The organism is Parvimonas micra, assembly GCF_021300775.1.
Lineage (GTDB): Bacteria > Bacillota > Clostridia > Tissierellales > Peptoniphilaceae > Parvimonas.
In genome coordinates this window covers 21,466-35,007 of the sequence record NZ_JAJTJP010000001.1, presented here as the reverse complement: position 1 = coordinate 35,007, position 13,542 = coordinate 21,466, and the positions used below count along the sequence as shown (strand labels likewise).

Here is a 13,542-nt window from a genome sequence, read left to right as displayed (position 1 = left end):
ATTATATATTATACTTCAAATTCTTCAGTAATACACCATCTTCCAAATGATTCATCATAAACTCTTACATTAAATCCTAACATACTAAGTATTTCATAAACTATTGAAGCTCTAATTCCTGTTGTACAATAAACAATTATCAAATCAGATTTTGAAATACCAAGATTTAATATATCTTTTTCTATATCAGAATTGTTTAGTAAATAACCATTTTCGTCATATAGTTTTGTATAAGGATAACTTTTTGATCTCTTTATATGTCCACCAAATTTTTCTCCAAAAATAATTTTACCATTGTATTCTTCTTCATATCTTACATCTAAAATCTTTACAAATTCATCTTTACATATGCTTTTTAATTCATCAGTTAAGATTGATTTTTCATAAGATAAAAATGGTTTATTATCAATATCTATACTTGCTTTATTAAGCTCTTCATCATCTTCTACTTTTTTATAAAAGTCTGTTTTTAATATTTCGCTTATTCCACCATCTAAAATATATGCTTCAATGCCACAGAAATTTAATAAAAACTTAAATCTTCCGTCTTCTCCCATTCCAAATCCAGGGCAAGTATTAATATATATTAGAACCTTTTTATTAGGAGTAATTCCATATTTTGAAAATTTTTCAAGTAAAATTTCTCTATCAAATGGTAATCCAACATATTCATTATCTTTTCCAGTTAAAAAAGTAAATTCTTTCCAATCCAAAACAATAGCTCTATCGTAAACAAAGTCTCCAGCCTTTAGCATATCTCCCCTTGCATCAATAACTACAAAATTTTCATTATCTCTGTTTTCAAGAATAAATTCTTTTCTTACAATAAATTTATTTTCAAACATTTACATATTCCTCCTAAAAATAACACCTATTTTAAAAATAATCTCTAATTAGATTTTTCATAAAATCTAAATCAGTAAATTCTTTAATTTTTCTAAATGTATCTTCATTCTTTATTAGTTTATCTTCTTTAAGATATTCTAAATAAGCATTCATACACCAACTTAAAGCTCTTGAATACATATATGGTTTATATAAATGCACTCTTTCTTTAATATTTATTTTTTTATTTAAAAACTTTTCATATTCTTCAAAAAATTTATCTTCATATTCTTTACTTGCTATAAAATCTGTTTTCCATTTTGTAGTTGTAATAACTAAAAAATGTGTTATATCTTGGCAAGGATCGGAGATTACAGCTTTTTCCCAGTCGATTAAATACGGTTTTTCGCCAATAATGAAATTTCCTGAGTTAACTTCTGTATTATTTAAGCATAATATCCTATTTTCTTCAAAATATTTTTCTTTATACTTGTTATTCTCAAGATAATTTAAAAATTTTTCAAAAAACTCTTTATGCTCTTTGCTTACCTTTTTACTCTCAAAAACCTCTTTTAACCAAAAATTAGCTTCAGATATTCTGTCTTGAAATAAATTCTTTTCAACTATAAAATTATTAGCTTTTGAAGCATCTATTGAATGAATCTTTGAAAAAATATATGCCGCTTTTTCTCTATCTTCTTCATAGATTAATGATCTACCATCTAGATATTCCATTAATATTACGCCATTAAGTAATTTACTATCTGAGTCATCAACATAATAAACTTTTGGTGTTACACCTGATATTTCTAAAAATTTTAATGTATCATATTCATATCTAATTTGATTAGGTAAATTCATCTGACTTTTAGAGTTTAATCTCAAGACAAACTTTTTATCTTTAGTTGTAATTAAATAATTTATATTGTATTCACCTTGTTGTAAAAAATCAATCTTATATTCATCTATCCCCAAAATATCTTTATTTTTATCAATATATGTTAAAATATCTTTCAAAACAACTCCTATTTAGCACTATTCTTATGTTTTTCTGTATAAACTTTTTTAATTAAAAATACAAGAATTGAAACTGCAAATAAAATAAATAATCCTGTAACAAAAGTTTTTGAACTTCCTGTTAATGCTCCACCAATATATGAGTAAATTATAGTTGCAGGTAATTGTCCCAATCCTGTTGCCCAAATAAAACTCCAAGCACTCATAGATGTAAGTCCTGCTGCATAACTTATTGGATCAAAAGGAACAAAAGGTAAAAGTCTCGCTATCAAAATTGTATATTTACCATATCTATCAAAAAATACTTCAACTTCATTAAGAGCAAATTTAGTTGCAAATTTTTCAGCAACATCTCTTCCTAATAATCTAGCAATATAGAAACATAGAATTGCTCCTGCCATTGCACTTGACCAAGATAAAAATGCTCCAAATTGCCATCCAAAAATAGCTGCATTTGCAAAAGTAATAAAAAATGCTGGAATAGGTGCAGCAATTGATTGAAATACCATTAATAAAAACGAAATAACAATAGCCCACTTTCCATAAGATAAAATATATTTCTTTACATTTTCTAATACCTCATCAGTACTGGATCCTTTAAACAAAGCAACAAACTCTTTAAGTTTATCATTTACAGGTTTTACAAAAATACAAATTAAAACAACAGCTAAAACTGCTACTATTTTAATAATCGTAGATTTTTTTAATTTCATTTTTCCTCCTTAGAACACGTCTAACCGATTTCACCACCTCAGGAACTTCCAGCTCCAGCTGTGCATCCATAGCAATGGTTTCCTAGTGCAATTTTTCTTTTTTCAAAGTTATTTTCTTTATAATCTGAAATATGAACTCTACTTGAATTAATCTTTAAATCAAGTGCTTGATTAAAATCGCAGTCATAAATATATCCATCATAAGATACATTAATTTCATTTCTACACATCAAAAATTCAACAGTATCTTCATTATAGGCATTATAGAGCTTTGTCATATATGTCTTTAATTTATCTTTTTTGTATAATCTCATACCAAATCTGCCTATCGGATTATTAGTAATTGCAAATAAATTTGTAAAAACAATACCGTATTCTTCAAGAAGTTTTGTTCTATATTCTTTTTCTAAACATTCTTGTGAATCAGGTAAAAAAGCTCCATCCGGATTATAAACTAAATTCAAAGTTAAAGTTTTTCCATATCCAACATCATTTAATTTTTTTAAAACTTCAATAGAACTTTCATATACTCCTTCACCTCTAACACCATCAGTAATTTCTTTGGTATAAAAAGGTAATGAACAAAATATAGTTACTTTATTTTTTGCATAAAAATCTATTAAATGTTTATATTTTTCATCTAATAAAATACATAGATTAGTTCTTACTATAACCTCTTTAGCTATCTTACTTGACTCTTCAACAAGATACTCAAAATTAGGCATCATCTCAGGAGCTCCTCCTGTTATATCCATAATTTTAAATCCATGTTTCTTAAAAACATATAAACAATCATCCATAATTTCTTTACTCATATACTCTTTTCTATGAGGACCAGCTTCAACATGACAATGCTTACAAGCTAAATTGCAAATTTTACCGATATTAAGTTGCATGATATCCATATTTGTGGTATATAGATTATTTTTATTTTCTACTCTCTCAAAAAATTTTGGAATATAATTTATATATTCCAAAACTTTTCTAGAAAATTCTATTCCGTTAGAAAAGGAAATCTTCTCTTCCTTTTCTTCTTTTTCTTCTTCAAAATTTCTTTTTATTAAATTAAAGATAAAATCACCCTCTTCAAAAAAATTTAAAAGCTTCTTTAATTTAATAGTTAAAGAAAACTTTTTATAATTTAATTTCTTTTACAGTATTTTTCATTGTAAATCCATTTACAAGTGTTATACCCGCTTGCATTGAAGATGCAACATGTAATACTTCTGTAAGTTGTTCTTCAGTTACACCCATAGAAACTAATGTTTGAGTATAAGCATCTACACAGTATGGACAACGAGTAGCAAATGCTACAGCTAATGCACAAAGTGCTTTTTCTTTTTTAGTTAAAGCTCCTTCAGAAGTGCTATCTCCATAATATGTTAAAAATTCATCCCATAATTTTTTTGCTTCTTCTCCTAATTCTCCATTAGCAAAACATCCTAAATCTTTCTTTTCAAAATAATTATTACTCATAATTTTTCTCCTTTTTTTATATTTTTTAACAAATAAATTATACAATATTAATCAGTCTATATCAAATAAGATTAACTAATAAATCAACACCTATTAATAGAATTTTCTAATAAGTCGATAAATGGCTTTTAATATTCTTAATTTTATGTTAAAGTTATTGTGGTGATTTATATGAAAGATAATGCAATAATAATTTTTACTAGATTTCCTTCAATAAACAAGGTAAAAACGAGATTAAGTAAAAACTTAGATTCAAATTTAGTTCTAGAAATACATAAAGCAATGATTAAAGATACTATTAATGTTTGTAAAAATGACTTTGCTGATGTTATTTTATTTATAACAGAATATGAAAAACTAAATGATAATACTAGAGAATTTTTTAATTTTGAAAATAAAATATATCCCCAAGGTGATTTTTCTTTTGGAGAAAAAATGAAAAATGCCTTTAAGAAAACTTTTGAAATGGGATACAAAAAAGTGATTTTAATTGGCACTGATATTCCTACTTTGAAAAAAGAGGATATTAGTTTTGCTTTAAAGAGTTTAGATAACTTTGATGTTTGTATTCACAAAACATTTGATAAAGGATATTACTTAATAGGTTTAAAAAATATAGTTGATGAAGTTTTTGATGAAAATATTTTTAAAGGAGAAAATGTTTTTGAAAATACTGTAGAAATTTTTAAAAAACAAAATTTATCTTATTCTACAGGAAGAATATTGATGGATATTGATGAAAAAAGTGATTTAGAATTTTATGTAAAAAATGAAATGCAATATTCAGAATATTCAAATTTAAATAAATTATTAAGGGAGTTTTACAATGAAAAATAAGAAGAAAATTATTACTATTACTTCTCTTATACTTCTTGTCGTGATTACGTATTTTATCTTTAAAATATTTACTCCAGAAAAAATAAGAAGTATAATTCAAGGATACGGAAAAAATGCTGCTTTAATTTATATATTGTTATTTTCAATACTACCTATTTTTTTCTTCCCAGTTCCGATTCTTGCTTTAGCTGCAGGAATTTCTTTTGGACTTTTTGAAGGAGTCTTATATACGATGATTGGTGCTATGATAAATAGTTCAATAATGTTTTTAATGGCTAAAAAGTTTGCAAAAGATAAAGTTTTAGAAATATTCAGAAAAAAAATAAGTGAAAAATGGTATAACAAGATTATTAATGCAGAAAAAAGCAATGGAGTTTTTATTATTTTTTTAATGAGGCTATTACCTATCGCTCCTTATAATGTAATAAATTACTTATCAGGTCTTACAGAAATTTCTTTTCTAAAATATTCAATGGCTACTTTTTTGGGAATAATTCCTGGAACATTTGTATTTTTGAATGTTGGAGATAAAGCAATTAATGTATATAGTAAAGAATTTACAATTGCAATTATAGGCTTTGTAGTACTTACTGTAATCTCATTTGTTTTAATTAAAAAGTATGATAAGGAATAAATATGAAACTAGCTGTTATAATACCAATCTACAATGATGATAAAATGATAGAAAACTTATTGACAAAATTAAATAAATTTAAGAATATTGATGAAATTATTATTTCTAAGGCAGTTGATAATTTCAAAAAAAATGAAATATTTGAAAAGTCTTTTAACAATATCAATTATAAGCTACTAATATCTAAAAAAGGTAGAAGTATCCAAATGAATACAGCTGTTAAATATACAGATTGTGATATATTATGGTTTATTCATTCAGACTCTGAATTTTTAGATTATACAGTAGATGGAAAAATAAAAAATTTAATAGAAAAAGAAAATATCAAATGTGGTGGATTGAAAATAAAATTTTATCCAAATTCGATATTACTATCTTTAATAGCTTGTTTATCTAACCTTAGAGCTAAAATATTTAGAATATGTTTTGGTGATCAGAGCATCTTTGTAACAAAAAAACTCTTTGATGAAATTAATGGTTTTAGAGATATTCCAATAATGGAAGATTTGCAATTTTTTATAGACATAAAAAATCATGAAAGTAATTCCAAATACTTTAAATTACTTAATAATAAAATTATTTCTTCATCAAGAAGATTTAAACAAAATGGTACTTTAAGAACAATATTTAAAATGCATAAACTAAAAATTATGTATTTTAAAGGTGAAAGTCCTGATAAGTTAAATGAAATTTATAATAATATGAAAGACAGATAGCCATCTATTTTACTAGATGGCTATCTTTTATTATTTTTATATTTATTATTATAAACTTTTTCTATAATATAAATAATTTGAATAAATTTTCTTTATTTGACAAAGCTAGTATTTATGTTATAATCTCTTATAAATAAATAAAAAGGAGAATGATTTATGAAATTTAAGAAGACAGTGGTATTATCTTTAGTTATAGTTTCTGCTTTATTTGTTGGTTGCAACAAATCTAAAGATAATAATACTACTAAGAACACAGAAAATACAAAGACAGAAGAAATTAAATCCATATCTGTTGAAGAATTTAAAGAATCAATCGGAAAAGATAACATCCAATTTATTGATTCAAGAAAAGATGAAGAATTTAATGGATTTTCTGATGGAAAAATGAAAAATTCTGGACATTTAGAAAAAGCAATTCAACTTTCTACAGAAAATGTTGAAAAGGTAAATAGTTCTAAATTAGTAAAATATATCGAGGATAAAGGTATTTCAAAAGATAAAGAACAAATAGTATATGATACAGATGCCCAAAGAGCTACAAAAGTTGCTGATGTACTTGTGAAAAATGGTTTTAAAGCAAAGATATTTTCAGATTTAGTAAAATATTCTGAGGATTCAAATGCAAAATTAGTTAAATATCCAAATTATCAAATGCTAGTTTCTCCACAATGGGTTAAAGACGTTATGGATAATAAAAAACCAGAAACATATACTAATGATAAATTTACAATTTTAGAAGTTTCTTGGGGAGAAGTTGATAAAGCTAAGAACTATAAAGAACACATCAAAGGAGCTATTCACTTTAATACAGACTTGATTGAAGAAGAACCTGTATGGAATCTAAGAAGTCCTGAACAAATAGAAAAAGCTCTTCTAGAAAATGGAATTACTAGTGATAAAACAGTTATAATATATTCAGATGATGCATCTGCAGGTTTTAGAGTTTACTGGGCTTTAAAATGGGCTGGAGTTAAAGATATTAGATACATGAACGGTGGATTTAAAGCGTGGAAAAATGCAGGTTTTGAAGTTGAAACAACTGTAAATAAACCAACAGCTGATTCTAAATTCGGTGTTACTATTCCACAAAACCCAAATGTTTCAATTCCTTTAGCTAAAGATATGGTTGAAAAAATCGAAAAAGAAAATTATAAATTGGTTAGTATTCGTGCTTGGGATGAATATATAGGAAAAATAAGTGGTTATGACTATATACCTGAAGCTGGTGAACCAAAAGGATCATATTATGGGTTTGCTGGTACAGATGCTCAAAATATGGATGATTATTATGATCCGGATGGAACTATAAGAAATCCAGAAGAAATATATGCACTATGGGATACTCAAGGAATTAAACAAAACGATAAAGTCGCATTCTATTGTGGAACAGGTTGGAGAGCAGGTATTCCTTGGTTTATGACACAAATGACAGGATGGAAAGATACTGTAATTTATGATGGTGGATGGAATTCTTGGTATATGGATAAGAATCTTCCTGTACAAAAAGGTGACCCTCAAAATAGAGATAAAAAACCAGATGCAAAAAATGATTTTAAATAATTTAAAAAATATAAAAAAGGTTGAGCTTTCTGAGCTGAACCTTTTTTAATTCATTATTTCTTTTTTAAATATTTAATTAAAATTTCAAAAAATAAAATTAAATTAATTAGAATTATATATATTACTACATAATAAAAAATAAAAATTTTCTTTATATCATAAGTAAACATAAATATTGTAGATAATATATTAAAAACAAACAATATATAAACTATACATTTTTTATTATTTTTTGCATTTAACATAATATATTCTATTATTAAAATTAAAAACAGTATTATTGTAAGTATTATTAATCCTGTATGACTGAAGATTTTAGGAAATAATGAGGCATTTTTATAGTGAATATGTCTTGCAACACCCATTCTACTGATACTTAAATTATTCCAAACCCATAATACAACAGTTAATAAAACAATCAATATATTACTTATTTTAAATATTTTCTTAAAATTTTTCATATCAATCCTTACTTTCTATTTCTCTTATAATACTTAAGTTTTAAAGAATTTTTAAAATATCCTAAATCTACTTTTTCTTTAACTCCAAGCATTTCACTCAAAATATGCTTTACATTTTTTACTTCTGATTTTCCAAAACTTGCAGAACAACTAGCACAGTATGTATAAATATTTTCATTAATCTCAGATTTTACTGTATTCATCATTTCTTTAGCTAATTCAGGCTCTTTGGACTTTGCTCCTCCACCCATTCCGCAACACATTACTTTTTTAAACTTTACCTTACCATTTGGAACATAAGGTTTTATTTGATTTAATAATTCTTTAGATTCTTTGTCGGGACAAGGCATGAAAATTTCAGCTTCATCTTCTATTACATTTAGTAAATTTTCTTCTTCTAATTTTTGGTATATTGAAATAACTTCCATATCCAACTTTTCTTTAAAAAAGTAAAAACAATTTGGACACATTGTTACAATTCTCTCTACACCTTTTTCTTTATACATCTCTTTTAATCTATCTAAATTTTTTTCAAAATCAGAGATTAGCCCACTATCTTCTAAAGGCTTACCGCAACAATCTATAGAAAAATCCATTTTTCCTTCAAACATATCAATTAAATATTTTGTTGTTTCAGGATAATGTCCAGGGAAAGCACAACCAAACATTAAAATATCTTTTGTTTTAATCTTCGAGTTATTTCTAAACTTATATGGTGATTTCATAAATTTTACTGCACCATATCCACTTAAGTCTTCTCTATGATTAATTGCTACTTTTGCACCATCTAAATCAATTGGACAAGCTCTTAAACAGCTATCACACATGAAGCAACTCTTTGCAAGTTCAGGTCTTTTTGCAAACTCACCTAAATCCATTTTATATTTAGTTAAAAAGAGACATTTTTTTGTGCAGGCAGAACAATGAATACACTCATCTCCAACCTTGTTTAGATATTCCTTCATATTTTCTCCTAACTATTATAATTTCAAAATAATTCTACTTACTTTAATGTTATACCCTCAATACTTACTTTTTATACTTATCAAATAATTCATCTTTAAAATCAATAAATAAGGTCTTAAAATTATCATAATAAACCATTCCAAGTCCTGTTCCCTTTGCTTTTCTGATATGTTTTTTTTCTGTGTAATCTACATTTGCATATCCTTCATTTTTAAAATAACTATAATATCCTGCTAAAAATCCTGCAATTTTATAGTCATCTTCTGTCAAATTTGATCCTCTTAAAATTACATGACTTCCAGGTACATCTTGAGCATGGAAAAATATGTCATTTTTATTTGCAAATTTTAATGTTAGATTTTCATTTTGTAGATTGTTCTTTCCTACATAAATCAATGCTCCTGAATCAGTTTCAAAGACATAAGGTTTTGACTTTTCAAGTTTTTGCTTATTCTTTTTATTTTTTCTAACATATCCCAAAGAAATAAGCTCTTCTTCAATTTCAGAAAGCTCATTTAATTCTGTAATTATTTCTATTGTTTCCAAAATTTGTTTTATATACTTCATTTCTTCTTCAATTTTTGGTAATTCAGCCTTTATTATTTCGTCAGCAGTTTTTAATTTTTTATATTTTTTATAATATGCTTCAATATTTTCTCTTGGAGATTTCTTTTCATCAAGTGAAATTTCTATTTCTTTCATATTATCATAAATATTTTCAACTGTTACTTTTTCCATTCCTTTTTGAAGTTTATAGATATTTATAGATAGTAAATCAGCAAAAATCTTTAAATCCTCTTTGCTTTGATTATTCAATAGTTCATCATTCATTACCAAATACTTATTTGTAAGTCTGTTTAACTTTGTAGTTAAAATCTTTTTAAATCCTGATGCTTTTTGATTTATTCTATCTCTTAAAGAATTATTATGATAAAAGTTTTCTACTAAGCTAGAAATACTTTCTACTTTTTCTTTATTTTCATATAAACTCAAATCAAAACAATAGAAATCTTTATTGTTATTCGCATCATCTTTTATAAAAATCGGAAAATAATTTTCACTTTTTATATTATCTACTAATTTTACAAAATTTTCATCTATTCTTCTTATACTCTCTGCATCTAAGTTTGCATAATTAGTATCTGAATCAACATTTGAATTATGTAATAACTCATATGAAATAATTGGTGAAAATCCTAAATAATTAGTATAAAAGAACTTTTTCATTGAAATTGGTTCAGAAACTTCTAGTATTTCAGAAGGTAATTTATAGTTTTCTTCTAAAATATTCTCTTTTTCATCTTTAACAAAAAAATAATCTTTGTTTGGAAAAACTTCTCTTATACTACTTTGTCTTGAGTCTATATGTTTTATAGAGTCAATAATTTTATTGCTTTCTTTATCAACAAGAATTATATTTGAGTGTTTTCCCATAATTTCAATAATTAAAAGTTTTTTACTAAGTTCTTTTAACTCATTTAAGTTCTCAATTTCAAAGCAAACAACCCTATCCATTTTATGTTGGTATATTTTTTTTATAGTTCCCCCAACTAAATGTTTTCTAAGTAACATACAAAAATTATATGCAGTTATTGGATTTTTCTTGTTTTTTTCACTCAAATGAATTCTTGAAAGATTATTTGCACAAGACATTAATAATCTATAATTTTCTTTATTGTATATCTGTATATTTATTTCATTTTTATCTGGTTGATTTATTTTATTTATTTTTCCATTTAATAAAAGCGGATATATTTCATCTACAACCGCTTTTGTAAAAATTCCATCGAAACTCATTTTTATTCCTTTTCTATCTAATTAAAAATCCAAATATTAACAAAAAATCTGGATGCTATTACGAGTGCAAAAACTACTGTTATAAATGCCATAACTATATAATCTGTTCTTGAATATTTTAGAACATTCATTCTAGTTCTTCCGTCTCCACCTCTATAACATCTAGCTTCCATCGCTACTGCAAGTTCATCTGCACGTTTTAAAGCATTTACAAATAGTGGTACAAGTAGTGGAATTAAGCTCTTAGCTCTTGTTACTATACTTCCCGTTTCAAAATCTGCTCCTCTTGAAGTTTGAGCCTTTGTAATTTTATCCATTTCATCTAAAATTGTAGGAATAAATCTTAGTGCAATTGTCATCATCATTGCTACAGAATGGGCTGGAAACTTAATCTTTTCAAATGGTTTCATAACATATTCTAAAGCGTCAGTAAGTACAATTGGACTTGTAGTAAGAGTTAAAAGACTTGTTCCTATAACTAAAAGAATTATTCTAACACTCATAAATGCACTTAATTCTATACCTTCTTTGGTTATATTTATAATCCATATTCTAAATAAAACCTCTCCAGGTGTTAATATTATATTTAAAATTACTGTAAATAATACGATATAAAAAATTCCTTTTAATCCTTTTAAGACCATCATAATTGGCAATTTTGCTATTTTTATAATTGCAAATAAAAATATTGCAAGTGGTATAAATACAAGGAAACTTTTTATAAAAAATATAGAAAGTATAAACATAAAAATAAAATATAGTTTTAGTCTAGGATCTAGTTTGTGAATTAAACTATCTCCCGGAAAAAATCTACCTATTGATATATTTTTTACCATTAATTATTCCTCAATTCTCTTTTGATTTCACTAAAAGCTTCATCAACTGTTAAAATATTCTTACTAAAATTATGTCCATTTTTTCTTAAAACATCCATAAGTTCTGTAATTTGTGGAACATTAAGTCCAACCTTTTTTAAATCATCAACATCACTAAAAGCTTCTTTTGTTTTTTTATCTAAATGAATATGTCCGTCTTTCATTATTATTATTCTATTTACAAGTTTTGCAACATCTTCCATACTATGAGAAATCAAAACTATTGTAATATTATTTTTTTCATAAAGATTTTTGATTTGAAAGAACAACTCATCCCTACCCTTTGGATCTAGTCCAGCAGTTGGCTCATCAAGGATTAAAATATCAGGTTTCATAGCTAATATTCCCGCTATTGCAACTCTTCTTTTTTGACCACCAGAAATTTCAAAAGGAGATTTATCTTTTTTAGTTTCGTAATCAAGTCCCACAAGCTCCATCGCTTCTTTTACTCTTTCAGTAACTTCTTCTTCACTAAGTCCCATATTTCTAGGTCCAAAAGCAATATCCTTTTCAATTGTCTCTTCAAAAAGTTGATATTCAGGATATTGAAAAACAAGACCAATCTTATATCTTAAACCACTTTTCGCCAGTGTCTTATCTTTTGTATTCATATCTCCTATAAAAACATCTCCACTTGTTGGTTTTAATATACCATTAAAATGTTGAATCAATGTTGATTTTCCACTTCCAGTATGTCCTATAATCCCAACAAATTCGCCCTTTTTTATAGTTAAATCTATATTATCCAAAGCAAGTTTTTCAAATGGAGTTTTCTCCCCATAGATAAAACTTACATTTTTAAAATTTATATCCATTATTTTAAATTTCTCTCCAAAAATTCTATCATTTCATCATTAGTTAAAATGTCAGAAGGAATTTCTATTCCATCTTTCTTTAAAAGATATGCAAGTTCTGTAACCTGTGGTACTGAAAGTCCTAATTTTCTTAAAGTTTCAACATTTGAAAAAACTTTTTTAGGACAATTATCAAACTCTATCTTTCCCTCGTTTAAAACAATAACTCTGTCGGCAAGAACTGCTTCTTCCATATAATGAGTTATATACATTATAGTTTTATTTTCTTCTCTATTTAATTTTAAAATAGTATTCATAATGTCTTTTCTTCCGATAGGATCAAGCATTGCAGTTGATTCATCAAAAATGATTACTTCAGGCTTCATTGAAAGGATACCCGCAATTGCAACTCTTTGCTTTTGCCCTCCTGAAAGCATATGAGGTGAATGTTTTTTATATTCTTCCATCTCTACAATTTTTAAAGCTTCATCTACCCTTTGTCTTATTTCCTCAGAAGGAACTCCTAAATTTTCAGGGCCAAAGGCAACATCCTCTTCAACAACTGTCGCAACGAGTTGATTATCAGGATTTTGAAAAACCATAGCACATTTTTGTCTTATATCCCATACTCTTTCTTCATTCTTAGTATTTATTCCAAATATTTCAATTTCTCCATCGGTAGGAATAATCTGTGCATTTAATAATTTTGCTAATGTTGATTTTCCGCTTCCATTATGTCCTAAAATAGAAATTAATTCACCTTTATTCACAGAAAAACTTATTCCGTCTAATGCGATACTTTTCTTATCGTCTTCTCCAGAATATTCATATCTTAAATCTTTTATATCTATTATTTTTTCACTCAAAATTT

Annotated in this window: 15 protein-coding genes; 4 read left to right on the top strand and 11 right to left on the bottom strand. The window is 25.8% G+C overall.

From position 1 onward, the window contains the following. Positions 1-8: 8 nt before the first annotated feature. From LW893_RS00205 to LW893_RS00185, 5 genes are all read right to left on the bottom strand, one after another. Positions 9-845: a sulfurtransferase gene (locus tag LW893_RS00205; protein WP_233055224.1), complete on the bottom strand. Its 837-nt coding sequence runs from the start codon at positions 843-845 to the stop codon at positions 9-11. A gap of 31 nt (positions 846-876) precedes the next feature. Further along, the gene (locus LW893_RS00200; protein ID WP_233055223.1) at positions 877-1,842 is read right to left on the bottom strand and encodes an aminoglycoside phosphotransferase family protein; all 966 of its coding nucleotides are present in this window, start codon (positions 1,840-1,842) and stop codon (positions 877-879) included. Between the two features lie 8 nt (positions 1,843-1,850). After that, positions 1,851-2,555 (bottom strand): TVP38/TMEM64 family protein, encoded by a 705-nt coding sequence (locus LW893_RS00195; protein WP_233055222.1) that lies wholly within the window; start codon positions 2,553-2,555, stop codon positions 1,851-1,853. Positions 2,556-2,593: 38 nt separating this feature from the next. Beyond that, a complete protein-coding gene (gene arsS, locus LW893_RS00190; RefSeq protein ID WP_233055221.1) occupies positions 2,594-3,532 on the bottom strand; it encodes an arsenosugar biosynthesis radical SAM (seleno)protein ArsS in 939 nt (312 codons plus the stop codon). Between the two features lie 157 nt (positions 3,533-3,689). Then, entirely contained in the window at positions 3,690-4,031 is a 342-nt protein-coding gene (locus LW893_RS00185) for an arsenosugar biosynthesis-associated peroxidase-like protein (RefSeq protein ID WP_233055220.1), read from the bottom strand. Between the two features lie 171 nt (positions 4,032-4,202). Between LW893_RS00185 and LW893_RS00180 the strand changes: the two genes are divergently transcribed. From LW893_RS00180 to LW893_RS00165, 4 genes are all read left to right on the top strand, one after another. Beyond that, on the top strand, positions 4,203-4,868 hold the full coding sequence (locus LW893_RS00180; RefSeq protein WP_233055219.1) for a TIGR04282 family arsenosugar biosynthesis glycosyltransferase: 666 nt from the start codon (positions 4,203-4,205) through the stop codon (positions 4,866-4,868). Continuing rightward, positions 4,858-5,502: a TVP38/TMEM64 family protein gene (locus LW893_RS00175; protein WP_233055218.1), complete on the top strand. Its 645-nt coding sequence runs from the start codon at positions 4,858-4,860 to the stop codon at positions 5,500-5,502. The genes LW893_RS00180 and LW893_RS00175 overlap by 11 nt, the downstream gene beginning before the upstream one ends. 2 nt (positions 5,503-5,504) lie before the next feature. Continuing rightward, positions 5,505-6,218 (top strand): TIGR04283 family arsenosugar biosynthesis glycosyltransferase, encoded by a 714-nt coding sequence (locus tag LW893_RS00170; RefSeq protein WP_233055217.1) that lies wholly within the window; start codon positions 5,505-5,507, stop codon positions 6,216-6,218. A gap of 156 nt (positions 6,219-6,374) precedes the next feature. Further along, positions 6,375-7,778, top strand: a complete 1,404-nt coding sequence (locus tag LW893_RS00165; protein ID WP_233055216.1) for a rhodanese-like domain-containing protein — start codon at positions 6,375-6,377, stop codon at positions 7,776-7,778. Between the two features lie 53 nt (positions 7,779-7,831). On the opposite strand, the gene LW893_RS00160 is transcribed toward LW893_RS00165, so the two are convergent. The 6 genes from LW893_RS00160 to LW893_RS00135 form a co-directional block, all read right to left on the bottom strand. Further along, complete coding sequence (locus LW893_RS00160) at positions 7,832-8,239, bottom strand: hypothetical protein (protein ID WP_233055215.1); 408 nt, start codon at positions 8,237-8,239, stop codon at positions 7,832-7,834. An 8-nt stretch (positions 8,240-8,247) separates the two neighbouring features. Continuing rightward, on the bottom strand, positions 8,248-9,204 hold the full coding sequence (locus tag LW893_RS00155) for a (Fe-S)-binding protein (RefSeq protein ID WP_233055214.1): 957 nt from the start codon (positions 9,202-9,204) through the stop codon (positions 8,248-8,250). A gap of 64 nt (positions 9,205-9,268) precedes the next feature. Beyond that, positions 9,269-11,002, bottom strand: a complete 1,734-nt coding sequence (locus LW893_RS00150; RefSeq protein ID WP_233055213.1) for an Rqc2 family fibronectin-binding protein — start codon at positions 11,000-11,002, stop codon at positions 9,269-9,271. A 17-nt stretch (positions 11,003-11,019) separates the two neighbouring features. Further along, on the bottom strand, positions 11,020-11,838 hold the full coding sequence (locus LW893_RS00145; RefSeq protein WP_233055212.1) for an energy-coupling factor transporter transmembrane component T family protein: 819 nt from the start codon (positions 11,836-11,838) through the stop codon (positions 11,020-11,022). Then, positions 11,838-12,692 (bottom strand): energy-coupling factor transporter ATPase, encoded by an 855-nt coding sequence (locus tag LW893_RS00140; protein WP_233055211.1) that lies wholly within the window; start codon positions 12,690-12,692, stop codon positions 11,838-11,840. The genes LW893_RS00145 and LW893_RS00140 overlap by 1 nt, the downstream gene beginning before the upstream one ends. Beyond that, positions 12,692-13,537: an energy-coupling factor transporter ATPase gene (locus tag LW893_RS00135; protein WP_233055210.1), complete on the bottom strand. Its 846-nt coding sequence runs from the start codon at positions 13,535-13,537 to the stop codon at positions 12,692-12,694. Before LW893_RS00135 ends, LW893_RS00140 begins: the two co-directional genes overlap by 1 nt. Positions 13,538-13,542: the final 5 nt, after the last annotated feature.